This window comes from Nocardia sp. NPDC049220 (genome assembly GCF_040647855.1).
Lineage (GTDB): Bacteria > Actinomycetota > Actinomycetes > Mycobacteriales > Mycobacteriaceae > Nocardia.
Window position 1 is genome coordinate 14,467 of the sequence record NZ_JBEZDA010000026.1, and the last position, 24,267, is coordinate 38,733.

Consider the following 24,267-nt stretch of genomic DNA (forward strand, 5'->3'; position numbering starts at 1 on the left):
TCTGATCTGCCGCGGTCGGTGTGGAGCATGCAACCGGCCATATCACCGAGCCGGGCCACGGCAGTATTCGCCGCGGTGGCCGCCAGTCGCGATGTCCTGCGCGAGTCGATCGAGTAGCCGACAATCCGGCCCCGGACGGGCGGACTTCCCTCGGGAGCGTTTGCCGAACACACTCCAGCATCGTTGCGACGAGCAGATCCGACACGCGGTCCGTTCGCTCATCACCGCACCGGCGGCACGGGCTCATCGGCGAGAAACCAATACCCGAATACGGAATCGTCACGGTGGGCGTCGAGGCAAAGCGTGTGCCCGATACGCCTCGGCTATCTCGGCGGCAGTCAATGGGGCACCTTGTAGATGCCGGATCCCACTTCTATCCTTACGGGCAGAGGGACAGACCCTGCGGAGTCGAGATGATCTACGACAATCTGCTCACGTGGACAGCGCGGGCACCGATCACCAGCGGCTTGCGCCAAGGCGACGCATTTACGCCCTACGCCGCTTTGGTCGAGCGGATCGGCCGTCTTGCGGCCGGCTTGATTGAACGTGGCATCACAAGTGGCGATCCCGTTGCCTTGCTGATTCCGAACTCACCCGATCTATTCGTCACTGCGCACGCGCTGTTCGCTATAGGCGCCATCGCGATGCCGCTGAGCGAGACGGCTACGCGATCCGAACTTTCCACGCTCGCGCAAAAGACCGGACCCAAGTCTGTCATCTCAACGCCTGGTGCTGCCGCTGCTGCCGAGATGCTGATCACAGATGCGGCCCCCGGCATTCCCTTGTTCCTCACGAGCGCTTTGCCCGAAGGAGGTACCACCGCCCGGCTGCCGAAGCTGCCGGGCGACACAACGGCGCTCTACCTCTTCTCGTCCGGCTCCACTGGGTTGCCCAAGGTGGTGCCGCACACCCATGCCGAGTTCATCGCCGATGGTGAGCGAGCCAGCACGGCGTGGGACCTGCAGCCCGACGACATCGTCCTCGATATGTTGCCGGGCAACTTCGCATTGGGTTTCCTACTGGGCGCCACGGATGCCGTCGCCGGCGGTGCAACAACGCTCTACTGGAGCGATCCGCTGCCGCTGGCGCTTTCGCGCAAGAGGTTGCTCGACACCATGGTCCGCGAAGGCGTCACCTTCATGGGTGCTGTTCCGGCAGTGTATGAAATCATCGCCGGGCACGTCGGCAGCTTCGATCTCCGGCTGCGTTCGGCCTTCTCGGGTGGCGTGGCACTGAATCGGCCGATTTTCGAAGCGGTGCGCGAGCGCCTTGGTGTCACACTTCGTCAGGATTACGGCTCGACCGAGGCCGGCATGTTCTCGCATAACAACTCCGCCGATCCCGACGCAAGCTGGGCCTCGGTGGGCAAGCCGGCGGGCGACGCCAGGGTCCGCATCGCTCCGTTCGAGACCGAACTCGGTCCATCTGTCGGCGAGATGGAAGTAAAATCCTCATCGCTCATGCAGGGCTATCTCGGCGATGACGTGGCCAACGCCCAGGCGTTCGATGAGGGCTGGTTCCGGACTGGCGATCTTGCCTCGCTCGATGACGAAGGTCGCATTTTCATCCGTGGCCGCAGCAAACTGCTGATCGAGGTCTCGGGCTACAAGATCGACCCCATCGAGGTGGAGGAGACTCTCATGACCTCGCCCGCCGTCGCCGAGGCCGCGGTAGCAGGTCTCCCGGACAAGCGCAACACCAATCGGCTGATCGCGTTTGTCGTCAAAGGGGCAAACGTGTCGGCCGATGAATTGATCCGCTATGCCCGCGAAAGGCTATCGATTCAGAAGGTCCCGGCCGAGATCGCGTTCGTCGACACACTGCCGCACAGCCCGGCCGGCAAGGTGCTCCGCGCACGGCTGCGCGAACTCTAGGCGGGCTGGCCCGCTCGTCGCGAAACGTAGGCTGCCAAGGTCCTGGGCGAGGCGAACAGATCCTCCCGGATGTCGGTGTCAGGGATGCTGATCTCGAATCGCTCCTCGAGGAAATGCACCAGTTTTACCAGATTGATCGAGTCCAGCACGCCGGTCTCGAGCAAAGGGGTCTCGCGATCGACCGGGGCTCCGCCGGTTTCGACCACCATGGCGGAGATATACTCGACTGTCAGTTGTTCGATATCAGCCATCACTCGAGTCCTTATGTAGTCAGCGTGCCAGCCCACTTCATCGCGACCTGAAATCGTACTCGAAAAAATCGGAGGACGGCTTGGGTGAAACGCGCCCGCTGGGCGAACAGGAACAATTGCTCAACAGTTTGCATGCCCGTGGTGGGCTGATCGCGATGCAGGTGCTGCATGTGCGCGGGCGCCTCGATCCGGCGCTGGTCAAATGCGCGCTCGCCTGGCTACAGGCCCAGCACCCTATGCTTCGCGCTCACATCCGCTACGGCAAGATTGTCTGGCACCTGCCGTCGGTGGTCTATCGCCAGCCCTGGTTCGACACCGAGGGCACGACGGAAATTCCGTTGAAGGTACTCGACAGCGCCGACCCAGACGCCTGGCGCGAAATTTTTGCCGTCGAGATCCGCACACCGATCCCGAAGGGTAATCATCCGCGCGTACGGATAACGATAGTGCGGCAGTCACCGGACGCTGATCTCAATCACATCGTAATCTGCGCCGATCATGCGACTCTCGATGCCCAGTCCGCTAATATGTTCGCTCGCCAGCTTCTCGAATTTCTCGCTGATCCAGCGATTGCCCAACGGCAATCCCCGAGGGATACCACCCTGCCCCCGCCGATCGAGGCCGGCCTGCCCAACAAATCCGGCAGTGCCGAGACAGCAACCTACACCCCGGCCATTCGGCTACCCAAGCAGACAGTACCCGAGCCAAAGAAAGAAACGCGCGTATTGGCGCGTCACCTCGCCTGCGCCGTAACGGCACCGCTCGACGATGCCATCAAGGCAAATAGAACCACGCTGCACGGTGCGATAACGGCGGCGTTCCTGCTTGCCATGCGCGAGCGGTACCAGCTCGACGCGATGACCGTGCTGACGACGGTCGACGTCCGTCGCCTCTGTAAACCGGTGCTGCCGCACGAGATCTACGGTTGCTACATAGACATCCTGCGTACCAAGCACCCGATAACCGACGACTTCTGGTCCACCGCGCGCGATGCCTCGTTCAAGGTGATCACCGCGCTGGCCAAGAATAGGGAGTCCGCCTCGATCCTGAAGTTTCCGAAATGGGAAGTATATCGGTACGAAGCCGGCCGAACGATCCGCAACAAGCGGCGCATCGACGGACTTGCTGTTACCACGGCAGGCGACTCCGGCCTTCAGGACAGCTACGGCACCTACACGCTCGAGGACGTCACCAGGGCCATCTCGATCGACTTGTTCGGCCCGTCACTGACGGTCATTGCCAACGAGCGGCTCGGCGGCCTCGATCTCAGCGTGGTGTACACGGCAATTGCGATAAGCGAGGATGAGGTGCGGTGGCTCACCGACAATGCGGTGGCCCGGCTCGAAAGTTTTGGATGAGAACACCGATCACAGCGATGCCACCGCCGTCGTCATTGGCGACCACGATGGTCGTATCGGCCGGGGCATGCTGCACCGGGCTCGATCAGGAGGCCGGACGCGTTGTGAAGGAAGGTCGGATCACCCAGCAGCCTCCATAGTGACCCGCTTGCGGTGCACGGTCCGCGACGACTATTGCTGCTCACCCCTGGGGCGATAGTTCGGATTGGGTATGAGCCTCGCCACCTACACATCCGACACCGAAATCGTTTTCCCCCACCAGATTCCGCCGCACCGAATCGTCGGCGCACAACAGGTCGACAGACTCACGATGACACCGGGAAAGGGAGTAGTCGCGGGTTTCGGAAGTCGGTCGCTGTGGTACGAAGCCGGTTTGGAACAGTCCATCGGGATGCGGTCGTCTCCACGGAAGATATGTCCGTGGTGTCTGCTGATATACAGTGTTTGACCGAATCGGGATGCGGCTTCGGCGCTCAGATTCATTTTACCGGTCATCATACGGAGTTGCTCGAGTTCTGCTGGGGTACGGGGTGTTCCGTGGAGGGGTCGCATGATCCGGTCGATGTCCGAGAAACGGCGTGCGGCGGCGAAGGTCTTCCTCGGCGACAAGTCGAGCCGTTCGAACTCGTCGCGTCCTATTGTCCGATCGACGCCCGTGAGTTCGGTCGTGGTGTACGCAAGGTCGTATCGAGCTCGTCGCGACGGCGCCGATATCCCCGGGCCCAGTTGTCGAGCCGATCGGCCACCCGTCTGGCGATCCGCCGCGTCAGCTCCACAACGCCATTGGTCACTGCATTTGCCCTTCACCCGCGCGCATCGGTCGGGCCCCATGCGCTCGGTCCGGAGGAGTCGATCCACGTCGACGCGGCAGCACGCCGGCTCGTGCACACCGGCGACGGACTCCGTTCCATCGCACAGTCTGTCGGCTTCAACTCCGTCGAGACACTGCACCGAGTCTTCGAACAACACTTCGGTGTGGCCCCGGCTGTCTACCGTGAGCGTTTCTCCGGCTGACCGTCGCGACTCGAAAAACCTTGTGTCTCATGACGACGTCGTCGCGTCCACGTCAGATACGGGTGAAATCGAACTAGGGAACGAGTATCACCGTCTTGCCAGGCCCGGGTTTCGGCGAAGACCCGCTCTCGTAGGCAGCCCGACCAGCCGATAGCGGAAATGTCTGAGCGATCGCCACCTCGACTCCATCCGCGGCGAGCAACGTGGCCAGTGTCTCCAGCCTCTCACGGCGTGTGCGGACTACGAAGAAGACCGCGTGCACGCCATACTTGTCGGCCAGTTCCTGGCTCGGGGGCTCTTGGAGAACGATGAGGCGTCCGCCCAGGCGGACCGAGGCATACATCCATTCCGGCACGTCGCCGCCGACCGCGTCGATGGCGACGTCGAATGGTGGTAGATCGAGCCCTTCCGAGCGCGCGGTGGTCACGACGACATGGTCGGCACCGAGGCGTCTCGCGCGGGCCTCGGCCGCCGCCGAGGTCACTGTCACCGTGACAACCGCGCCCATTCCGTGCGCGAACTGGGTGAGAAATGCCCCGACCGCACCGGCGCCGCCCCTGATCAGGAGGCGTTGACCAGCAGCCAAGTGCGTCTTGTCGCACAGTGCCTCCCAGGCGGTCAGAGCAGGTAAGGCGGCGGCGGCCGCGTAGAGGTCGGAAACAGTGGTCCTCTTGCGTGCCACGCACGCGGACGGGACGACCACGAACTCGGCCGCTGCTCCGTCGCGGTCGAATGGTGCGATCCCGAAGACCGAATCACCTACGGCCAAGTCGATGACACCCGGGCCGACTTCGGTGACCACTCCGGCGAATTCGTGTGACGGGATTACGGGCGTCCGATCGATGCCCGCACTCTCCCAAGTTTCTGCCCAGGTCAGTTCGGCGAAGGTGATAGCCGCTGCCCGCACAGCGACGCAGATCTCGTCCCGGCCGGGAGCCGGGCGCGGTGCCTGCTCGTACACGAGGCGTTCGGGCCCACCGCGCTCATGCGCGCGCAGTGCCATCATCATCAGAGGTGTTGTGTTCGCGACGGTCAGTTCAGCATCCATCATCGATCCTCCCTCTGCCTTGGTCGCGTACCGGATCCGAAGAGTTCCGGCTTTCGCGCTATCCGATAAGCCTGGCCGCGTACAACTCTCGCCGCTGCGCCTATTCGGTCAGGAACCACCCGGATCCGGACAGTTACTCGCGGGCTTTCGGGAGCTCGAGCGTTAGCGCAGTCGGCTGAGTGCAATCGGTCCGGATCGGACGAACTGGACCCGCCGTCCGTCTGCACTCAGGACGGTGTCGCACGGTCTGTGGCCGACTCGCCCCGGCGCGCTGTGCGGAATCGGCGCTGGTAGGCAGCCGGCGACATCTCCAGTTCGCGGGCGAAGACCCTGCGCAGGCTCTCGTAACTGGGAAAGCCCGCACGCTCCGCGGCCTGGGTGGCGGTGTATCCCTGGTCCAGGAGAGCCTTGGCGACATCGAAACGGATCGATTCGACATACCTGGCCGGTGTCGTCGAGAGTTCGTCGCGGAACAGACGAGTGAGGTGTCGAGGGCTCAGATTCAAGCGATCGGCAAGCTCGGTCAGCGAATGGCTCGCCGACGGGTCCGCCGTGACGAGATCGACGATCCTGCGCAGTGCCGGCGTCCGGGGTGGTGGACCTTGCAAAGGTGCGGAGAACTGCGACTGGCCGCCCGCTCGCTGGAGATAGACGACGAGGGCGCGCGCAACCTCACGAGTGAGGTCCGGCCCGTGGTCCTCCTCGACGAGAGCCAGCGCGAGGTCGATGCCGGCGCTTACCCCCGCCGACGTGTATGTGGTTCCGTCACGGACATAGATGGAGTCGGGCTCGACCCGAATCATCGGGTAGCGCGAGGCAAGGGTGTGCGCGACCTTCCAATGTGTTGTGGCGCGTTTACCGTCCAGCAGCCCGGCGGCGGCGAGGATGAACGCGCCGGTACAGATGGAGGCGACTCGTTTCGCGCCGACCGAGATGGCTTGCGCGGCATCGACCAGATCTCGCGGTACGGCGGTGCGTGGATAGATTTCGCCGCCCGCAATAAGGAAGGTACGGGGCGCAGGCTGGATGTCCGGGCCGGTATCGACCGCGATTCGGGTGCCGATCGAGGTGGTGACGTCTGCGCCGGTGGGCGACACCAAGATGACGCGATAGTCGGCACCGAGCCGGTTCGCCTCTGCGAAGACTTCGGTGGGGCCGGCAATGTCGAGGAGCTTGGCACCGTCGTACACCAGGACTGCGACCCGATGGGCGTCGGCACGCGCCGTGCGGTGGCGGGGCCCGGCGTTGTCCTGATGTGGGTGATTCATGTCCCGGCGGAGGCGGCGTGGACACCTCGCTCGACGGCAGTGTGGAAGTCGGACGAATTGTCCGGTTCCACGCGGTCGAGACCCGAAGGTGAGCGTTGCATGTCCGAGATTATCGCAGGAGTGGAGATCCCCGAGACCTCCACCGCAGCCGATGCGACCCGTTTCATCGGGGAAAAGATCAGCCCACTTCTGTTCCATCACTCGCGCCGTGTGTTCCTTTTCGGCTCGATGCATGCTCGCGCCTTGGGCCTCGATCCCGACCCCGAGCTCCTCTATGTGGCCGCGCTGTTCCACGACGCGGGACTGCTGACTCCGTTTTCGGCGACTGTGCAGCGATTCGAGATCGATGGCGCTGATCATGCCCGAGCCTTCCTGCTCGACCGTGGCTTTTCCGCGGGGGCCGTCGAACTCGTCTGGAATGCGATCGCACTGCACACCACACCGGAGATACCGAGGCGCATGGGCCCGGAGATCGCTGCCACCAACCTCGGCGTGCTCACCGATGCCATCGGTGTGGGGCTGGACGAGTTCGACCCCGTGCTGGTCGATGAGATCACCGCGACGCACCCGCGCGGTGACTTCAAGAACGAGTTCCTCCAGACCTTCCGCGAAGGACTCGAGCACCGGCCGGATACCACTTACGGCACCGTCAACGCCGACATTCTCGACCACTTCGTCCCCGGTTTTCGCCGTATCTCCATGGTCGAGCGCGTCATCGCCTCGCCCTGGCCCGCCTGAACTCCGACTCCCTGAACCTCAGGACACCGCCGCGTGGTGATAGTCCGCGGCCGCGAATGCCTTGCCCAACTCGACCAGGGATTGCGGACTGTCCATTCGTTCCATCATCACCTCGAGGAAAACCAGCCGGTCGTTGTCGGTCTTCGCGGTGTCCAGTGCGGCCGCGAGTTCGTCCTCGGTACCGGCCTGGACGGTGCGGGCTCGACCGTCGGGATCGAAGGCTTCGACCAGCCGGTGGTAGTTCCACCGGGGTATGTCGTTGTAACTGGCTTGTGGCCCCAGGATGAGGCGTTCGACCGTGTAGCCGTCGTTGTTGATCAGGAAGATGACGGGATTGAGGTCGTGTCGCAGAATCGTCGACAGTTCTTGCGCGGTCAATTGGAAGGAGCCGTCCCCGATCAGCAGGATGTGGCGGCGATCCGGCGCTGCGAGCATGGTGCCCAGCAGAGCCGGAAGGGTGTAGCCGATCGATCCCCACAGCGGCTGCCCGACGAAGGTGCAGTCCTTGGGAAAGGCCAGATCGGCGGATCCGAAGTACGACGTACCTTGTTCGGCGATCACGACGTCACCGGGCTCGAGGAAAGCTTGGAGTTGCTCCAGGTATCGAGATTGGACGAGTCGGGTCGAGCCGACGGGCTGGTATGGCGCCCGGCCACGGACGATCCGGTCGTAATACGACGTGATCTTCGACGGCTTGGTCGTCACCACGGAGGCGAGGGCGCTCATCGCGTCCTTCATGGAGACGTGGGCATGTCGGCTTTCACCGACGGCTGCGGCCGTCGGATGCAACGCGATGACCCGGGATGGATCGATCTGCTGGGAGAAGCCGCCGGTGACCGAGTCCGTGAACATGACACCGACAGTCAAGAGACAGTCGGCCTGTTCGATCGCCCGCTTGACCTCGGGATCGCTGAGCTTTCCGGAGTATCCGCCGAGAAACTGGTCGTGATCTTCGGGGAAGACGCCCTTGGCGTTGCTCAGGCAGGCGACCGGGCAGCCGATCTTTTCGACGAGCTCGCGCAAGTGCGTAGCAAGCCCGTATCGGTCGACCTCATGACCGACCAGGATTGCCGGACTGTGTGCTGCGCGTAGTCGTTCGCTGGCCTCGTTCTTGAATCGTGCCAGCTCATGGGGCTCACTGGAGGGCTCGGGGAGAACCAGGGGCTCCGTCGGCGCGTCGATCTGTTGGTAGGCCACGTCCGCGGGAAGCATGAGCTGCACGGGGCGCTTGAACAACCAGCAGAGCCGCAGCATGCGGTCGATCTCCGAGGCGGCGTTGTCGCGGCTCAGCCACGACTGCGCGACGGTGTACTCGTGCGCGCATGTCGCGGCGTGGGTGAAGTCGCCGTCACCGACGGTGTGGTGCACCTTCTGGCCCGCGTCCATGACGAAGGTTGCCGGTGTACCGACGATCGACACGACCGGCACGGATTCGGCGAAGGCGCCGGCGACACCGTTGAGCGCGCTGAGTTCGCCGACGCTGAACGTGGTGAGAAGCGCGGCGATCCCGTTCAGGCGGCCGTAACCGTCGGCCGCGTAGGCGGCGTTGAGTTCGTTGCAGTTCCCGACCCATTCGATACCGTCCATCGCTTCGAGCTGGTCCAAAAACTCCAACTGGTAGTCCCCAGGCACGCCGAAGATGTGGTGTATACCGATCTCACGCAGTCGAAGCAGGAGATAGTCGCCGACGGTAGACGTGGCCATGACGAAGCACCTTTCTCGATAAAGGCATCTTCTTCCGACAGATTTTCGGCAACCCTCATCCGCGAGCCCAGCAAACGGGCGAGCTTTCGGTGCGTCGTGGCAGGACGCATATCGATCATAGGTCAGCGCAAGATCGGTCGGACCCGACTACCGGGCAGAAAACTCTCGAGGCACTTGATGTGGTGCGGGGCGATTAAAAGCTGACCGGCGGGCGCCGTATGTGCCGATTTCGACGGAGTTGCTCCGAATTGTGACCTCATGACGAGTGTGATCCGACTTTTCGGGTGGTGGTGGCGACGACGGTGCAGGCTTACTATCAGACGTGTTGGGGACTGTCAACGAAATCGACAATCGGCGAGTGGGGTCAGTGCGACGAACTCCGCCGGAAGAAGGTAATGATGATGACCAACAAGACGCACCGAAATTCCACCTGCCAGCTGCTCGCGAAGGTCGCGCTCGTTGGAGCCGCGATAGCGATTCCGATGACGACAGTGACGGTTCCTGCCATCGCCGCGCCGACGTCCGTATCCGACGTGGTGCAGGTCGATCGACCTGGTGGTGGTGGTGGCGGTGGTGGTGGTCATGGCGGCGGTTGGGGCGGAAGAGGCGGGGAAGGCCCGGATCGTGATCGTGGCTGGGGCAACGATGGTTGGGGCGGCGGCGGTTGGGGTGGCGGCGGCGACGGCGGTTGGGGTGGCGGTGGCTTCGGCAACGGTGGTTGGGGCGGCGGCTTGTTCGGCAGTAGCTGACCGAACCGACCTGGGTGGAATCGATACGGTCGGGTCGCCGTATAGACCTGAGCACTGACACCGCACGACAGCGGACGCCGGCATGTGCTGGGGCTCGAACACTTCACCAGCTTCGGCCTGTAACCGACCGATCGGTTTCTATAACGTTCTGGCCGTAGATTCGATGAATGGGGAGACGGTATGGAGACAAGCGGCGCGTCGACCGTCCGGGTGGTGCGGCCCGGGGACGGGGGCATCGTCCAGATGCCTGGATTCAGTGCGGTTTTCAAACTTTACAGCCGTGACAACGGCGGTGAAGTGGCTATAGTGGAGCATCCATTCGAGGTCGGTGCCATCACTGCGGCGCACCGCCATACGCGTGAGGACGAGCACTCGATCGTGCTGGAGGGCGAGATCGGTTTTCGATCCGACGCCGATGAAGTGGTCCTGGGGCCGGGCGGCTATATCACCAAGCCGCGCGGCCAGATGCATGCCATGTGGAACGCCGGCTCGGTGCCCGGCAGAATCATCGAGATCATCACGCCCGGAGGTTTCGAGAATTATTTCCGGGAACTCGGGGAGTTGCTCACCGCCGGCGTCCAGGACGCGGCGGTCGGCCCGCAATTGCACGAGTCGCCCGAATTCAGTGAACTCGCACGGAAATACGGCCTGACCTATGGGGTCCCTGACTGGTTCGACGATGTGGTATCACGTTACGGGTTGCGACCGCCGACCCACTAGAACGCCTGACGCCTCCGTCGAACCACATCGAGACGAAACATCGAGGAGAACCTCGTGACAGAGCGTATCGCGGACATTCCGATTCCCGACAGCCGCCTGATCGCCGAAGCGACCGCATTGGTGCACGATTGTGCGCCGCCACTGCTGTTCCATCATTCGCGGCGCGTCTACCTCTTCGGGATGCTGCAAGGACGCCGGCGCGGATTGTCACCCGACCCCGAGTTGCTCTACGTCGGTGCGATGTTCCACGACCTCGGCCTGACCGATACGTATCGCACCACGACCCAGCGGTTCGAGCTCGACGGCGCCGACGAGGCTCGCCGCTTCCTCGCCGCGCACGGCATCGATGACGACGGCCTGCGACGAGTCTGGACCGCTATCGCGTTGCACACCACCCCGGGCATTCCCGAGCGGATGGAGCCCGAGGTCGCATTGGTCACCGCGGGCGTGGAGACCGATGTCCTAGGAATCGGATACCACGATCTGGACCCGGCCGATATCCAAGCTGTCGTCGCCGCCCATCCACGCCCCGACTTCAAGCGCCAGATTCTCGCGGCCTTCACCAACGGCTTCGCTGATCGCCCGGACACGACATTCGGTACGGTGAACGCCGATGTGCTCGCTCATTTCGTGCCCGGGTTCACCCGAACCGACTTCGTCGAGATCATCGAAGGCAATCCCTGGCCCGAATAGGGCAGGGCTGGGAGTGCCGCAATCTGTTGCCGAACGAGGCAGTTCGACCATCGGCACCCGCGCTGAGCCACCGTGGCGTGTACAGCCACGGTGGCACAGCGCCTTGCAGCGACGTCATCAGGCACCGTCGAGCAGATGTCCGGGTGCGGCCTGTCGCCATGAGTCGAGAACGATGGCTGCCAGCTCGTCCCGGTCGTCGAGGGCGGTGAGGCGCACGCGGACCCAGGCGTTGTACGCCTCGTGGGTGGCGATCCAGAATTTGTTCGGTTCGGCGGCGACGAGTTCGTCGCGGTCGATGAGGGGGCAGCGGACCGCCATCGAAGTTTCGCCCTCGGGGAGCGTGAGGAAAAGCTTGCCGGCAACCCGAAAGGTGGGCATTCCCCACGTGAATTGTTCGGCCGTCTCCGGCAACGAAAGGGCAAGGGCGCGGACATCGTCCCCAGTGGCGCTCATCCCTCGAATCCTTTCAGGCGCGATTTCGGAGCGCGCGATGTGTGCCCGGTTTCCCCGAAGGACGGCCCGCTGCGCGGTAGTGCACGGCGATCGGCAGCGTGCCGTCGCAGCGGCCTACAGTTGCGCCATCAGCGGAACGGCCTCTTCGATCGCGGCGGCCTCGTGCGCGAGCAGAACATCACCGCCCATTGTCGCGACGATCGGTGTGTAGGGGTCGTCGACGAATTCTTCGCCGAGTAGTTCGCGCAGCACCGCCACACCGCAGTAGGGCACGTAGTGCGGGCTGTATCCGCCTTCCTGCACGAACGCGATCCGGCCCGCGCACACGTCGGCGGCCGTGTCCAGCATGCGACGGGTGAACTTCTGGAAGCCTGCGCTGGTGACCATTTGACGTGCCAACGGGTCGAGGATGCTCGCGTCGAAGCCGGACGCGACGATGATGAGCTGGGGATCGAAGGAGCGCAGCGCCGGCTCGACCACACGCTCGAGGGCGTGCAGATAGGCGGCGTCACCGCTGCCGGGCGGCAGTGGGATGTTGATCGCGTATCCGTACCCGTCGCCTTCGCCACGTTCCTCGCGGAATCCCGAATTCGGCGGGAAGCACAGATGCTGGTGGATCGAGATGGTCAGGACGGAGGGGTCGGTGAACCAGATGTCCTGGGTTCCGTTGCCGTGGTGAACATCCCAGTCCACGATGGCAACCCGTTCGATGCCGAGGACGGCTTTCGCGTAAGCGGCGGCGACCGACACGTTGTTGAACATGCAGAATCCCATGCCGGTCGCTCGGGTCGCGTGGTGTCCGGGCGGATTGACCAGCGCGTAACCGTTGTCGACAGTGCCTGCCACAACCTGTTTGACGAGCTCGATCGCGCCGCCGGCCGATAGCGCCGCGATCTCGTATCCGCCCTTGCCGAATGGCGAGCAACCGTCGCCGGCATCCCCGCCTTTCGGTTGAAGGCTCTCGGCTTTGATCCGGTCCAGATGTTGTGCGGTGTGCACGCGCAGGATGTCCTCCTCGCTTGCCGGCACCGCCTTGATCGACCGGACCCGGTCGAGCAGGCCCGATACCGCGACCAACTCGTGGAAGCGGCGTTTGGTATCGGGGTGGGCGAGATGGTGGCTGATGGGCTGGAGGCCCGCGGTGGCGTCGGACGGGAACAAGCTGCCCGTACCTGTGTCGACCCATCCGTAGACGGTGTTCCAGACGTACCCAGTCGTCATGTGGAGCTCCTCATCGCGGTGGACCGGTCAGCGCGGACCACCCACAGTCAAACCTTGCTGCGTTGAAGACAGCGCTCCCATTAGAGGACACCGGCCACTCCGCCGCAACCGGAAGCAGCGGCCACCGAATACGCACGGACAGATGGGTATTCGGTGTCGCGTCGAGCCAGGCGGACAGACCGTCGTTGTAGGGATCACTGGCGAATCGGCAGCAAACATTTATTGACCGACGCGATGTGGGGCCTTTCGCCGCGGATTCGGCGAAAGGTCGTGCGACACAACGATCAATGAGGGCGCATGGGTTCCGGAAACCCGTTCGACGTGCCATCATTTAACGGCACAATGCGTGAGTGCATGAAGGGTGCGGGAGGTTGATTCATACCGCCCGTCGCTGCTCTCCTCGAGAGGATTCGTCATGGCAGTGAGCTCAGCGAAATCATCGGACTGGACTTTCGAGCACAAAGGCACCGAGTGGGTCGCCGACGAGGAACGCCGAGGCGAATCGCGCGCCCTTTTCTGGCCGTGGGCGGGCACGAGTTGCAACGTGATCTTGGTGTCGTTCGGTCCCTACGTGATGGCGCTCGGGCTCGACTGGCATGGCGCAGCACTCGCCGCCGTGGTGGGTGCGATTCTCTCCTTCCTGTTGCTCGCCTTGGTGTCGTTGGCCGGGCAACGGGGCGGTGCGGTAACCATGGTGGCCAGCCGTGCGGCGTTCGGGTTCCATGGCAACAAGATCCCGGCCGCGCTCAGCTATCTGGCCTTGGTCGGTTGGGAGACCTTCTCGGCAGTCCTGGCGACCCTCGCGGCGCGCACCGTGGTGCATCGGCTCGACCCGGATCTGGATACCGGACCGATCATGGTCGGTGTCCTCGTCACGGTCATTCTGGTGACCACGGTGGTCGGAATCTATGGTTGCCACGTAATCCTGCGGATCCAGAAGTGGTTCACCCTCGCATTCGCCGGGCTGTCGATCGGGTACGTCGTGTTGACGCTGCCCAGGATTTCGTTCGCGACGCACGGCCAGTTGAGTGCGGGTGCGTTCGTGGGAGGCGTGCTGCTCGTCGCCAATGCGCTCGGTCTGAGCTGGGTCAACTGCGCGGCCGACTACACCCGGTATCTCCCGCGCGAAGTCGGCAAACGTGGTGTGGTCGGCTGGATCACGTTCGGTGGTGCTGCCCCCGCCATCGTGCTGATGGGATTCGGGACATTGCTGGCCGCGGGTGATCCGGATGTCGCGGCGAGGGCCGCGCACGATCCGGTGAGTGCCCTCTCGGCCCATTTGCCCACCTGGTTTCTGGTGCCATATCTGATTTTGGCGCTGGTGGGCTTCATGTCGGGCTCTATCATCGGCCTCTACTCTTCGGGGCTCGCGCTGCAGACAGTGGGGGTTAGGATGCCTCGGCATCGCACCGTGGTGATCGACGCGATTCTGATCGCCGTCGTCGGCGGGTATGTGGCGTTCGCCGCACCGGGTTTCTTCGCTCCGTTCCAGGCGTTTCTGACTACGACCGGGGTAGTGATGGCCGCTTGGACCGGCATCTTTCTGGTCGATCTCTGGCAGCGTCGCCATGTCGGGTATGACCGAGGGTCCCTGTACAGCCCGGCCGGCGGCTACGGCAGGGTGAACCGCGCGGGAGTCGGGTGCCTGATCGTCGCGACGATCGTCGGGCTCGGCCTGGTCACCTCACCCGATCCGCATATCGGCCCGCTACTCGGTTACCTGTTCACGCCGGCCGCTCGCGCCGGCGGTCTGGGCAGCAGCAACCTTGGAGTATTCGTCGCCTTGGTGCTGGCCGTCGTGGGATACGCGGTTCTGCACCGGGTAGTTCCGCTCATACGGCCGACTTCGACCGGGCATGCCGAGGACCACAGTGCGGAGCGAGTGGGCGTTACCGCTTCATGAGCTCTGGTCGGATGACCAGGTAGACGCGGCTCGAGCTGGCGTCGCCTCGGGTCCGAATCTTTGGTTTCTGGTCCATAGTTCGGCCGGGTTCGTGACTGCGTCCGACCGGTGTTCGCATACGAGAATCTATTGTCAGCCCGGCTTTTCAGTCATTGTCAATACCTTCTTCCGACGAGGTTTGCCGCGTGGTCATGACTCGCCGACGTGTCGAATTGTCGCCTCCGGCAAACCCGATAAAAGGCTGGTATCCGCGCCGCGTCGTCATGTGAAGACGTAGAATTCCCGCTCCGCCCGACAGTTGTCATTAGATAAGTGACCGGCCGGGAAAGGTGAATGCCGTATTCTGTCACGAAAGGCAATCGCGTGCCCGAACAGCTGTGTTAGCCTGCCGTGGTTGGCTCGTGCTCGGTCCGGCTTCCGGTTCTTCCCGCATGTGCGGTAGAGGAAGTTTTCGTCGTGGTCTCGCTGTGAAGTGCCGTTCCGTCCGAGTTGCCGATATCGAGAGATATTCGTCTCGGCGTCGGTGAATCGGTGGCGGCTGACCCTCGAAGGAAAACCGTGTCCAGAATTCCGTGCAGGATTGTGCTCTTGTTGTCCAGTATCATCTCGATGGGGCTGTTCGGCTTGCCCGCGAGTGCTCAACCACTGTATCCCACACCGGATCCTGATCCGTTCTACGCCGCGCCGTCCGATCTCGCGTCGCTCCAGCCGGGTGATGTGGTGCGATTGCGCAGGGTCGGCACCGGCCCCTATGTGGGCAGCGAAGGCTGGCAGGTGGCGTTTCGCTCCACCAACTCGACGGGCAATCCGGTCATGGGCGTGACCACGGTTCTGCGCCCGATGGGGGTGCCGAACCCGCCACTGGTCTCCTACCAGGCGCTGATCAATTCTCTCGGCACCAAATGCCAGCCGTCACGATCGCTGCTCAACGGCGGAATGCCAGAGGAGGACATGGTGGCGGGCGCCATGGCGCCGATCGCCCGCGGCTGGGCGGTATCGATGCCGGACTACCTCGGTCCGACGTCGGCCTACGGCGCGGCCAAGCTCAGCGGCATGATGACCCTGGACAGCATCAAGGCCGTAAAGAAAACAGCCGACCTCGGTCTCGCCGCGTCGCCCGTCGCGATCGCCGGGTACTCCGGCGGCGCCATGGCCACCGCGTGGGCGGCCGCATTGCAGCCCACCTACGCCCCAGATCTCCGACTCACCGCAGCGGTCGCGGGCGGTATTCCTGCCGATCTCGAGGAGATGGCGACGGCGCTCGGTTTCGAGCCGCACCCCGGCTTCGGCTTGGCGTTCGCCGCCGCCATGGGTTTGGAACGGGAATACCCGGACCGGTTGCCGGTTTCCGAGCAACTCAACGAAAACGGGCTGTGGTTCCGAGAATTGACACACGACGCGTGCCGGAAGTTCCTCCTGTTTCACGGCGCCTTCCGCAGTGCCGAGCAGATGGCGGCGTCCAAGAACCTGATGGACAGCCCGGAGGCCCATGCCGTCTTACGGGAGAACAGCCTGCGCTACTTCGAGGGCGTTCCGGGCATTCCGACCTACTTCTGGCAGGCGCGTTTCGACGAACTCACCCACTTCGGTCCGGTCGCCGAGTTGGCTGACCGCTACTGCAAGGCGGGAACTCCGCTGCAGTTCCGCCCCTACGACATCACCGAACACATGACGGCCGCCATCACGGGCTTCGGTGGAGCGTGGAACTACCTGGAAGCTCGATTCCGCGGTGAACCGGCGCCGACCAGTTGCTGACTTCGCGCCGGTGCCGGAATACGGTCCGGGACCGGTTTCCGGCATGCTGCCGCGCGAGGAAGTAACTAATCTGACTCTCGTGACACGTGCCGAGCCACTTGCGTCCACCTCCGGCGATTCCAGCGCGGAAGCGGGGTTTCGCCGCCGGCTCCTCGACAGCATGGCTGTCGCGATCCGCGAGCGTGGTTACCGAGACTCGACCGTCGCCGACGTGGTTCGGCACGCCCGCACCTCGCGACGCACCTTCTACGAACACTTCACCAGCAAACAGGACTGTTTCGTAGCTCTGCTGAACGAGTGGAACACCACAACGATCGAACAGATCGACGCGGCCGTCGACCCGCATGCCCCGTGGCGTAGGCAAATACGCCAAGCCATCGAGGCATGGATCGGTTTCGCGCAGCAGGATCCCTCGATTCTGCTCAGCTGGATCCGGGTCGGTCCTGCGCTCGGCGAGGACGCGCGGCAATTACAGCGGGACACCGGCGACGCGTTCATCGCCCTGATCCAGAAACTCACCGGTACCGCGGAATTCGCGGCCGCAGGTCTGCGTCCGCCCTCCCGTCAGGTGGCGACGATCCTCTTCGGCGGCTTCCGCGAACTCATCGCGACTACCGTCGAAGACGGCAATGAGATCTCCGACGTCATCGATGCGGCGGTCGAATCCGCGATCGCCCTCGTCGGTCCTCGCGATTGCTGAACGCTCGAGTACTCGCGACCCCGACCGGGGACAATTGTCGGTTCGAGCACCGCCACCTCGATGCGTTCGGCCGCCGAGACCGATGGGTGAACGCACGATCCCGTCGATACCGGAACTACGCCGGGCGCTACTGCTAGAACTCGTCGATGGCGAGCGCCCCGGACGGGCAAGCATCCAAGGCATCCCGCACTGCCGAGTGCCCGCGCCGCGGTCTCGCATCGAGTACCCGCACCCTGCCGTCGTCCTCGTCCTGATCGAAAACCTCCGGTGCGGTCAGCGCGCACATGCCCGAGCCGATACAGCGCTCCCGATCCGCGAATATTCGCACCCTCGTCATCTCCTTTCACGACCAACGGGTATATCGAGGACGGTCGTCCCGCTGCTAGCTGGCCGATTCCGTCCAGGTGACGGGCAGTTCGTGGACGCCGTAGATATTCATGTCGGTCCGGAGTCTCACCTCGCCGGCGGGGATGGCTAGTTCGAGGGTCGGGACGCGACGCAGCAGTCCCGCGAAGCCGGCGCGCATCTCGATGCGGGCCAGTTGCTGGCCGAGACATTGGTGGATGCCGTGGCCGAAGGACAGGCGTCCGCGCGCCTCGCGGTGGATATCCAGGGTGTCGGGGTTGTCGAAGCGCTGGGGATCGCGGTTGGCGGCGAGCATCGAGACGATGACGGTCGAACCCTCGCGGATTGTCTCACCGCCGAGTTCGATGTCCGCCGTGGCGTAGCGAAAGAGGATATCGACAACCGACAGGTAGCGCATGAGTTCCTCGACGGCATCGGGTAGCAGGTCCGGGTCGGCACGCAGTTCGGCCAGCTGGTCGGGGTGCTCCAGGAGCGCGAAGGTGCCGAGCGCCAGCATGTTTGCGGTGGTCTCGTGGCCCGCGAGCAGCAGCAGGAAGGCCATGCCGGTCAGCTCCTCGATGGTGAGGTCGTCATGACTGGCCAGGTCGGACAGGATGTCTTGCCCGGGTTCGGCGCGTTTGCGCGCGACCAACTCGGCGAGGTACGTCGTCATCGCGACGTAGGCGGCGATCTTCTCGTCGAGCGACTGATCCTTGACCAAGAACTTGGCGGAGTTGATCTGGAAGTTCTCTCGGTCCGCATAGGGGACACCGAGCATTTCGCAGATCACCAGCGAGGGCACCGGCAGTGCGAATTCCTTGACCAGGTCGACCGGCGGGGTAAGACGCGCCAACTCGTCCAGTTGCCGTTCGACGATGTCGATGATCTGCTCTTCGAGCGTTTTCATGCGTTTGACGGTGAACGCGCCCGCGAGCTTGCGCCGCAGACGGGTGTGGTCGGGCGCGTCCATGGCGATGAACAATCCCGGCGTCTGCGGCGACGGTTCGGTGGCAGCCGGCATGTTCGGGGTCTCGTAGGGGATGTGCAGAATGCCGATGTCCTGGCGCGAGCTGAACCGGGTATCCGCCATGAGCCGGCGGACCGCGTCGTAGCCGGTGACGAGCCAGCCCTCGTGACCGTCGGGGAAGACCATGGGACTGACCGGCCGGGCCTCGCGCAGCTGGGTGATCCGGCGGGGCGGATCGAAGGGCCCCGCATCACGTTCGATGGGGAGGCCGTGCGGGATGGAAATGGTGGGATTCATTGGACTTCCTTCTGCGGCGGTTTGTTGTGCCACAGTCGCCGACTGGCCTGACATTCGACTGACACCGCCCTGACACCGACCATGCCGGGGCCATTGCCGGCCGGCCCGCACGAGCACGAACCGACTGCTCCTCGACATGCGGACACCTGAACCGGCCAGCGACACCGCGACGTTCGACGGAGCCCCGGCCGCCCCACCGGACAAGCGGCCGGCGACGCCGACGATCGACGACCAGCTGGTACCGGGCCAGGCGCGAGGACCTCGGGAACTTTCTGCGCGGCGTCAGCAGTCGGAGGCCGGCCGATCACCCATGGCAGGATCAGCCGGGTGAAGATCGGGATGCTTGGACCATTCGAGGTTCGCACGGGCGACGGCGACGGCGTCGTCGTCGACGTGCCGGGCGCTCGGCTGCGCGCGGTGTTGATCGCGCTCGCGCTCGAACCTGGTCACGCAGTCCCGAAGGCGACGCTCATCGACTGGATCTGGGGTGAGCACCCGCCCGCCGATGCGGCGAATGCCTTGCAACGCCTGGTTTCCCGGCTGCGGAAGGTGCTGCCGGACGGGTCGGTCGAGGGTCAGGCGGACGGCTACCGGTTGCGGGTGGAACCCGACGCTGTCGACGCCGTGCGGTTCGAACGCCTCGTCGCGCAGGCCCGTAATGACGAGGATCCGCGGGGGGTCCGGCGGCTCCGCGAGGCCCTCGCGTTGTGGCGTGGTGCGGCCATGCAGGACATCGGTCTGCAGGAGAGTGCGGCTTTCGACGCGGTGGTCACCCGGCTCGAAGGACTGCGGTTGACCGCCATGGAGGATCGGTTCGATGCGGAACTCGGCCTCGGAAACGGTGCGGAGCTGGTCACGGAACTGACCGACTTGGTGGCGCTGCATCCGGTGCGAGAACGGCTTGTCGCCGCCTTGATGCGCGCCCTCGCGGCGACCGGTCGGGACACCGAGGCGCTGCTGGTGTACGAGCGCACGAGAGAGACCCTCGCCGACACGCTGGGCGTCGATCCCGCACCGGAACTGTCCACGGTGCACGTCGCGCTATTGCGTGGTGAGCTGGGACGGCGGGAGGAGAACCGGAAGACCAACTTGCGCGCGGAGTTGACCAGTTTTGTCGGCAAAGACGAAGATGTCGCCGAGGTGCGCGAACTCAATGCCGAACATCGGCTCACCACCCTGATCGGGCCGGGGGGCTCGGGCAAGACCAGGTTGGCCACGGAGACCGCGCGCACCCTGCTCGGCGACCTGCCGGACGGGGCCTGGTTGGTCGAACTCGCGGCCATCGGCGCCGATGGTGACGTGGCGCAAGCGACGCTCGCGGCGCTCGGCCTGCGGGATGCGCTGCTCGGTGCGGCACCGGACGCCGAGCCGACGGACCGGCTCATCGCCGCCGTCCGTGAGCGGGCGATGTTGCTGATTCTGGACAACTGCGAGCACGTGATCGAGTCCGCCGCGACCTTCGCCCATCGAGTGCTCGGAGAGTGCCGGCGGCTGCGGATCCTCGCGACGAGCAGGGAACCCCTCGGCATCACCGGCGAGGCGCTATGGCCGGTCCTGCCGCTGGCCTTGCCGAAAGGGGACGCCGGCCCCAGCGAAATAGAGTCCGCTCCAGCCGTCCGATTGTTGCGGGACCGGGCCGGCGCGGTGCGCAAGGATTTGGCGACCGACGCGCATACCTTGTCGACGTTGGCGCGTGTCTGCCGGGCGATGGATGGGATGCCACTGGCTATCGAACTCGCCGCGGCCAGGTTGCGCACCATGTCTCTCGATCAGCTCGCCCATCGACTCGACGATCGGTTCCGCCTACTGACCGGCGGCAGCCGTACCGCGCTGCCACGGCACCGGACACTGCGCGCGGTAATCGACTGGAGCTGGGAATTGCTCACCGACGCCGAACGGATGGTCCTGCGCAGACTCTCGGTGTTCTCGGGCGGGGCGAGCTTGGAAGCGGCCGAGCGGGTCTGCGCGGGCGACGCGGTCGAGACAGGCCAGGTACTCGAGTTGCTGACCGCGTTGACCGAGAAATCGCTCGTGCTCACCGAGGGCGACCGGGCGCCGCGTTACCGGATGCTCGGCACGATCAAGCAGTACGCCGAGCAGCGGCTCGCGGAGGCGGGGGAATCGGATCCGACGCGCCGCGCGCATCTTGGATATTTCACCGCACTCGCCGAAATCGCTGATCCGCATCTGCGCCGCGCCGAGCAACTGGAATGGCTCGCCACGCTAGAGGCCGAGCACGACAATATCGGTGCCGCGATGCGCGCCGCCCTCGCCGCCGGCGAGGCAGCCGGGGCGATGCGGCTCGCCGCTGCCGCCGGCTGGTACTGGTGGCTCGGCGGGCACAAGGCGGAGGGCAACGAGCTGATCATGGCGGCCACGGCCGTGCCCGGCGAGGTGGCTGACGAGATCCGGGCCTTGGTGTACGCGTTCGTCGTGCACTTCGTGACCTCCGGGCCGCAGAGTGACCAGTACCAGGCGCAGGAGTGGATCCGCAAAGCTTACGAAATCAGTCGGCGGGTGCAGAGCCGTCACCCGGTGCTGCGGTTCGCCGCCCCACTGGAAAGCATGTTGCGAGGGCCGGACGTGTTTCTGCCCGCGTGGGAATCACTCCTGGTCGACGAGGACCCCTGGGTGCGCGCCCTGGGCCGACTACAGCTCGGCAAGATGCGGATCCAGCTCGGGCAGGGCGGCAGGGATGCGGACGTCTACCTCGAGACGGCGCTGACCGAGTTTCGGGCACTCGGCGAACGCTGGGGGATCTCGTTCGCTCTGACCGAGCTGGCGAATCGAATCGCTATGCGGGGCGAATTCGCCAGTGCGTGCCGGCACTACGAGCAGGCGATCGCGGTCGTCACCGAGGTCGGCGCCATCGAGGATGTCGTGTCGATGCGGTCGCGGCAGGCCCAGTTGTACTGGCTGCTGGGCGATGCGGAGTCGAGCGAGGGTGCCATGGCCGAGGCGCAACGGTCCGCGGAACGAGTCGCCTGGCCGAACGCGCTGGCCGAGTTGGCGCTGGCGAAGGCGGAACTCGCCCGCTGGCGCGGTGATGCCGAGCAGGCACACCGGCAACTCGACGTCGCGTCGGCCATGCTGGGCGACGACGCCGAGCGGGCGATCGTCCGCGCGGTTCTTCATGACCTGCTCGGATACCTCACCGAGGATCTCGACGAGGTCCGTGCCCACCGCGTCGCGGCAGTCCAGGCGGCGGGCGAGTCCGGGCATGCGCCCTTGCTCGCGCAGGTGCTGGTCGGTGTCGCGGATCTGGCACTACGCGACCACCAGTACGAACAGGCCGCGCGGCTGCTCGCGGCGAGCGTCGGCGTGCGCGGCCTGTCGGATCGCTCCCACCCGGATGTCGCGCGGATCGAGCAGGCCGCGCTGAGCCGCCTCGGCGACGCGGAGTTCGCGGAGGCGGCTCGGGAGGGCACGGAGAGGAGCTGGAGTCAGTTGGTCTCGGTCACGCTCGCTTCGTGAACGTCGAACGCGCCCACAGATACCCGATGAGAGCGATCCCGACGCACCAGGCGACGGCGGTGATTGCCGCGCCGCTGTCGGGTGCGCCGTTGAGCGACCCACGCATGGTTTCGATGATCGGCGTGAAGGGCTGATACTGCGCGAACTGCCGCAGGCCCGGCCCCATCTTCTCCGCCGGCACGATCGCGCTGCTGAAGAACGGCAGCATGACCAGCGGCACGGAGGCCAGACCCGCCGTTTCCGGAGACTTGGCCGCCAATCCCAGCGCGACCGTGAGCCAGCCTGCTGCGACACCGAGCAGTACGACGATGCCGGCGACGCCGAGCCAATCGAGGAAGCTCGCCGCCGGACTGAATCCCAGCAGGAAGGCCACTGCGACGAGGGCCACGATGGCGACCAGATTGGTCAGCACACTGGCGACGACGTGACCGGTCAACACCGCACCACGGGACACGTCCATAACCTTGAACCGGTTGATGATTCCGTTCGTCATGTCGGAGTTCACCGAGGTCGCGGTGGCCCCCAGTCCATAACAGACCGCGAGCAGGATCAGTCCCGGCGTCGCGTAGTCGATGTAGTCGACACCGACGTCGAAAGCGTCGCCGAACATGTACACGAACATCAACATGATGATGATCGGCATGAGGACCGCGTTGAACACCGAGGTCGGGTTCCGGGCGATGTGTTTGAAGTTGCGGCGCAACATGACCAGGGCATGGGATTTGCCGCTCATTTCGCGACTACCTCCGTGTTGTGGCCCGTCAGGGCGAGGAAAACGTCGTCGAGGTCGGGAGTGTGCACCGAGAACTCGTCGGCGCTGAGCGCGTACTCGTCGAGCCGGTCCAGCGGAGCCCGCAGCGATGTCGTGCCGCCGTCGCTGGGAACCCGGAGTAGAAGTGCCTCCTCGTCCCGCGTGGAGTCGGGGAACAGACGCGCGGCCGCGTCGAGCGTGGCGACGGTGGCGAATCGGAGCCGGACGTGCGTCCCGGGGATCTGGCGCTTGAGGTCGTCGGGTGTGCCCTGGGCGACCAGACGGCCCTGGTCGAGCACCGCGATTCGGTCGGCCAGCTGATCGGCTTCCTCGAGGTACTGGGTGGTGAGGAAGATGGTTACGTCGTCGGCCACCAGATCACGGACGATCGACCACATCGTGCGACGGCTGCGCGGGTCGAGGCCCGTCGTCGGCTCGTCCAGGAAGATGATCCGCGGGTTGCCGACGAGCGTCATCGCCAAATCGAGCTTCCGGCGCATACCGCCGGAGTAGGTCGACGCGGGCCGCTGCGCCGCCTCGGCCAGATCGAAGCGCTCCAGCAGGTCGGTGACGATCCGCTTGCCAGCTGTGGCACGAACCCCGGTGAGGTCCACCATCAACTGCAGGTTCTCCTGCCCCGTCAGCAGTTCGTCCACCGCCGCGAACTGGCCGGTGACCCCGATCGCCGCGCGCACCGCCTTGGCGTCGGTCGTGACGTCATGTCCAGCAACGTGGACCGATCCGCCGTCGGCCTTCGTCAGCGTGCTCAGCACGTTCACCGTCGTCGTCTTCCCCGCCCCATTCGGGCCGAGCAGGGAGAAAACCGTACCCGCAGGAACATCTAGATCGATGCCATCGAGCACAATTTTGTCCCCGTATGTCTTCCGCAGTCCTGAAACCGCGATCGCTGAATCTTTCATGCGACCACCATCGGCGCCCGGCCTGACAGCTACCTGTCACACCCCTGACACGACCACTGACGCC

At 64.7% G+C, this 24,267-nt stretch carries 21 protein-coding genes; 11 read left to right on the forward strand and 10 right to left on the reverse strand.

Translation table 11 applies throughout. The annotated features are described in order from the left end of the window. Positions 1-413: 413 nt before the first annotated feature. The gene (locus AB0C34_RS29505) at positions 414-1,874 is read left to right on the forward strand and encodes a class I adenylate-forming enzyme family protein (protein ID WP_357080051.1); all 1,461 of its coding nucleotides are present in this window, start codon (positions 414-416) and stop codon (positions 1,872-1,874) included. On the opposite strand, the gene AB0C34_RS29510 is transcribed toward AB0C34_RS29505, so the two are convergent. Further along, positions 1,871-2,125 (reverse strand): acyl carrier protein, encoded by a 255-nt coding sequence (locus tag AB0C34_RS29510; protein ID WP_357080054.1) that lies wholly within the window; start codon positions 2,123-2,125, stop codon positions 1,871-1,873. The two genes, AB0C34_RS29505 and AB0C34_RS29510, sit on opposite strands and share 4 nt — an antisense overlap. A gap of 80 nt (positions 2,126-2,205) precedes the next feature. Here AB0C34_RS29510 and AB0C34_RS29515 point away from each other — a divergent pair, with 80 nt between their 5' ends. Both AB0C34_RS29515 and AB0C34_RS29520 read left to right on the forward strand, forming a co-directional pair. Continuing rightward, complete coding sequence (locus AB0C34_RS29515) at positions 2,206-3,483, forward strand: hypothetical protein (RefSeq protein ID WP_357080056.1); 1,278 nt, start codon at positions 2,206-2,208, stop codon at positions 3,481-3,483. A gap of 414 nt (positions 3,484-3,897) precedes the next feature. Beyond that, on the forward strand, positions 3,898-4,497 hold the full coding sequence (locus AB0C34_RS29520) for a helix-turn-helix domain-containing protein (RefSeq protein ID WP_357080059.1): 600 nt from the start codon (positions 3,898-3,900) through the stop codon (positions 4,495-4,497). Between the two features lie 73 nt (positions 4,498-4,570). Here the strand turns inward: AB0C34_RS29520 and AB0C34_RS29525 are convergent, their stop codons facing one another. Both AB0C34_RS29525 and AB0C34_RS29530 read right to left on the reverse strand, forming a co-directional pair. Further along, positions 4,571-5,548 carry an NADP-dependent oxidoreductase gene (locus AB0C34_RS29525; RefSeq protein WP_357080063.1) on the reverse strand — a complete coding sequence of 326 codons (978 nt, stop codon included), beginning with the start codon at positions 5,546-5,548 and terminating at the stop codon, positions 4,571-4,573. Positions 5,549-5,772: 224 nt separating this feature from the next. Then, complete coding sequence (locus AB0C34_RS29530; RefSeq protein WP_357080066.1) at positions 5,773-6,813, reverse strand: GlxA family transcriptional regulator; 1,041 nt, start codon at positions 6,811-6,813, stop codon at positions 5,773-5,775. A gap of 99 nt (positions 6,814-6,912) precedes the next feature. Between AB0C34_RS29530 and AB0C34_RS29535 the strand changes: the two genes are divergently transcribed. Then, a complete protein-coding gene (locus AB0C34_RS29535; protein ID WP_357080069.1) occupies positions 6,913-7,551 on the forward strand; it encodes an HD domain-containing protein in 639 nt (212 codons plus the stop codon). 18 nt (positions 7,552-7,569) lie between these two features. On the opposite strand, the gene AB0C34_RS29540 is transcribed toward AB0C34_RS29535, so the two are convergent. Then, positions 7,570-9,255: an alpha-keto acid decarboxylase family protein gene (locus AB0C34_RS29540; protein WP_357080072.1), complete on the reverse strand. Its 1,686-nt coding sequence runs from the start codon at positions 9,253-9,255 to the stop codon at positions 7,570-7,572. Positions 9,256-9,656: 401 nt separating this feature from the next. Here AB0C34_RS29540 and AB0C34_RS29545 point away from each other — a divergent pair, with 401 nt between their 5' ends. The 3 genes from AB0C34_RS29545 to AB0C34_RS29555 all read left to right on the forward strand — a co-directional run bounded on the left by AB0C34_RS29545 (position 9,657) and on the right by AB0C34_RS29555 (position 11,417). Beyond that, on the forward strand, positions 9,657-10,004 hold the full coding sequence (locus tag AB0C34_RS29545) for a hypothetical protein (protein WP_357080075.1): 348 nt from the start codon (positions 9,657-9,659) through the stop codon (positions 10,002-10,004). A 180-nt stretch (positions 10,005-10,184) separates the two neighbouring features. Then, on the forward strand, positions 10,185-10,724 hold the full coding sequence (locus tag AB0C34_RS29550; RefSeq protein WP_357080078.1) for a cupin domain-containing protein: 540 nt from the start codon (positions 10,185-10,187) through the stop codon (positions 10,722-10,724). 54 nt (positions 10,725-10,778) lie between these two features. Beyond that, positions 10,779-11,417 (forward strand): HD domain-containing protein, encoded by a 639-nt coding sequence (locus tag AB0C34_RS29555; RefSeq protein ID WP_357080081.1) that lies wholly within the window; start codon positions 10,779-10,781, stop codon positions 11,415-11,417. Positions 11,418-11,534: 117 nt separating this feature from the next. Here AB0C34_RS29555 and AB0C34_RS29560 read toward each other — a convergent pair whose 3' ends face one another. Together AB0C34_RS29560 and AB0C34_RS29565 are read right to left on the reverse strand one after the other, a co-directional pair. Next, the gene (locus AB0C34_RS29560; protein WP_357080084.1) at positions 11,535-11,870 is read right to left on the reverse strand and encodes an MmcQ/YjbR family DNA-binding protein; all 336 of its coding nucleotides are present in this window, start codon (positions 11,868-11,870) and stop codon (positions 11,535-11,537) included. Positions 11,871-11,984: 114 nt separating this feature from the next. Then, positions 11,985-13,091 (reverse strand): class II histone deacetylase, encoded by a 1,107-nt coding sequence (locus tag AB0C34_RS29565; protein ID WP_357080086.1) that lies wholly within the window; start codon positions 13,089-13,091, stop codon positions 11,985-11,987. 415 nt (positions 13,092-13,506) lie between these two features. On the opposite strand from AB0C34_RS29565, the gene AB0C34_RS29570 reads away from it, so the two are divergent. From AB0C34_RS29570 to AB0C34_RS29580, 3 genes are all read left to right on the forward strand, one after another. Further along, positions 13,507-14,994 (forward strand): cytosine permease, encoded by a 1,488-nt coding sequence (locus AB0C34_RS29570; RefSeq protein WP_357080089.1) that lies wholly within the window; start codon positions 13,507-13,509, stop codon positions 14,992-14,994. A gap of 609 nt (positions 14,995-15,603) precedes the next feature. Then, positions 15,604-16,749 carry a lipase family protein gene (locus AB0C34_RS29575; RefSeq protein WP_357080140.1) on the forward strand — a complete coding sequence of 382 codons (1,146 nt, stop codon included), beginning with the start codon at positions 15,604-15,606 and terminating at the stop codon, positions 16,747-16,749. 79 nt (positions 16,750-16,828) lie between these two features. Further along, positions 16,829-17,449: a TetR/AcrR family transcriptional regulator gene (locus tag AB0C34_RS29580; RefSeq protein WP_357080092.1), complete on the forward strand. Its 621-nt coding sequence runs from the start codon at positions 16,829-16,831 to the stop codon at positions 17,447-17,449. Positions 17,450-17,582: 133 nt separating this feature from the next. Here AB0C34_RS29580 and AB0C34_RS29585 read toward each other — a convergent pair whose 3' ends face one another. Then, positions 17,583-17,786 carry a ferredoxin gene (locus AB0C34_RS29585; RefSeq protein WP_357080095.1) on the reverse strand — a complete coding sequence of 68 codons (204 nt, stop codon included), beginning with the start codon at positions 17,784-17,786 and terminating at the stop codon, positions 17,583-17,585. Between the two features lie 45 nt (positions 17,787-17,831). Beyond that, entirely contained in the window at positions 17,832-19,058 is a 1,227-nt protein-coding gene (locus AB0C34_RS29590) for a cytochrome P450 (RefSeq protein WP_357080098.1), read from the reverse strand. A gap of 327 nt (positions 19,059-19,385) precedes the next feature. Between AB0C34_RS29590 and AB0C34_RS29595 the strand changes: the two genes are divergently transcribed. After that, positions 19,386-22,532, forward strand: a complete 3,147-nt coding sequence (locus AB0C34_RS29595; protein ID WP_357080101.1) for a BTAD domain-containing putative transcriptional regulator — start codon at positions 19,386-19,388, stop codon at positions 22,530-22,532. Here AB0C34_RS29595 and AB0C34_RS29600 read toward each other — a convergent pair. Both AB0C34_RS29600 and AB0C34_RS29605 read right to left on the reverse strand, forming a co-directional pair. Continuing rightward, the gene (locus AB0C34_RS29600; RefSeq protein WP_357080104.1) at positions 22,516-23,265 is read right to left on the reverse strand and encodes an ABC transporter permease; all 750 of its coding nucleotides are present in this window, start codon (positions 23,263-23,265) and stop codon (positions 22,516-22,518) included. The genes AB0C34_RS29595 and AB0C34_RS29600 overlap by 17 nt on opposite strands. Next, complete coding sequence (locus tag AB0C34_RS29605) at positions 23,262-24,203, reverse strand: ATP-binding cassette domain-containing protein (protein ID WP_357080107.1); 942 nt, start codon at positions 24,201-24,203, stop codon at positions 23,262-23,264. The genes AB0C34_RS29600 and AB0C34_RS29605 overlap by 4 nt, the downstream gene beginning before the upstream one ends. Between the last annotated feature and the right edge of the window lie 64 nt (positions 24,204-24,267).

Coding starts and splice junctions, on each gene's coding strand:
- AB0C34_RS29505 (WP_357080051.1), top strand. CDS start 414: ATGATCTACGACAATCTGCTCACGTGGACAGCGCGGGCACCGATCACC.
- AB0C34_RS29510 (WP_357080054.1), bottom strand. CDS start 2,125: ATGGCTGATATCGAACAACTGACAGTCGAGTATATCTCCGCCATGGTG.
- AB0C34_RS29520 (WP_357080059.1), top strand. CDS start 3,898: ATGTCCGTGGTGTCTGCTGATATACAGTGTTTGACCGAATCGGGATGC.
- AB0C34_RS29525 (WP_357080063.1), bottom strand. CDS start 5,548: ATGATGGATGCTGAACTGACCGTCGCGAACACAACACCTCTGATGATG.
- AB0C34_RS29530 (WP_357080066.1), bottom strand. CDS start 6,813: ATGAATCACCCACATCAGGACAACGCCGGGCCCCGCCACCGCACGGCG.
- AB0C34_RS29535 (WP_357080069.1), top strand. CDS start 6,913: ATGTCCGAGATTATCGCAGGAGTGGAGATCCCCGAGACCTCCACCGCA.
- AB0C34_RS29540 (WP_357080072.1), bottom strand. CDS start 9,255: ATGGCCACGTCTACCGTCGGCGACTATCTCCTGCTTCGACTGCGTGAG.
- AB0C34_RS29545 (WP_357080075.1), top strand. CDS start 9,657: ATGACCAACAAGACGCACCGAAATTCCACCTGCCAGCTGCTCGCGAAG.
- AB0C34_RS29550 (WP_357080078.1), top strand. CDS start 10,185: ATGGAGACAAGCGGCGCGTCGACCGTCCGGGTGGTGCGGCCCGGGGAC.
- AB0C34_RS29560 (WP_357080084.1), bottom strand. CDS start 11,870: ATGAGCGCCACTGGGGACGATGTCCGCGCCCTTGCCCTTTCGTTGCCG.
- AB0C34_RS29565 (WP_357080086.1), bottom strand. CDS start 13,091: ATGACGACTGGGTACGTCTGGAACACCGTCTACGGATGGGTCGACACA.
- AB0C34_RS29570 (WP_357080089.1), top strand. CDS start 13,507: ATGGCAGTGAGCTCAGCGAAATCATCGGACTGGACTTTCGAGCACAAA.
- AB0C34_RS29575 (WP_357080140.1), top strand. CDS start 15,604: ATGGGGCTGTTCGGCTTGCCCGCGAGTGCTCAACCACTGTATCCCACA.
- AB0C34_RS29585 (WP_357080095.1), bottom strand. CDS start 17,786: ATGACGAGGGTGCGAATATTCGCGGATCGGGAGCGCTGTATCGGCTCG.
- AB0C34_RS29590 (WP_357080098.1), bottom strand. CDS start 19,058: ATGAATCCCACCATTTCCATCCCGCACGGCCTCCCCATCGAACGTGAT.
- AB0C34_RS29600 (WP_357080104.1), bottom strand. CDS start 23,265: ATGAGCGGCAAATCCCATGCCCTGGTCATGTTGCGCCGCAACTTCAAA.
- AB0C34_RS29605 (WP_357080107.1), bottom strand. CDS start 24,203: ATGAAAGATTCAGCGATCGCGGTTTCAGGACTGCGGAAGACATACGGG.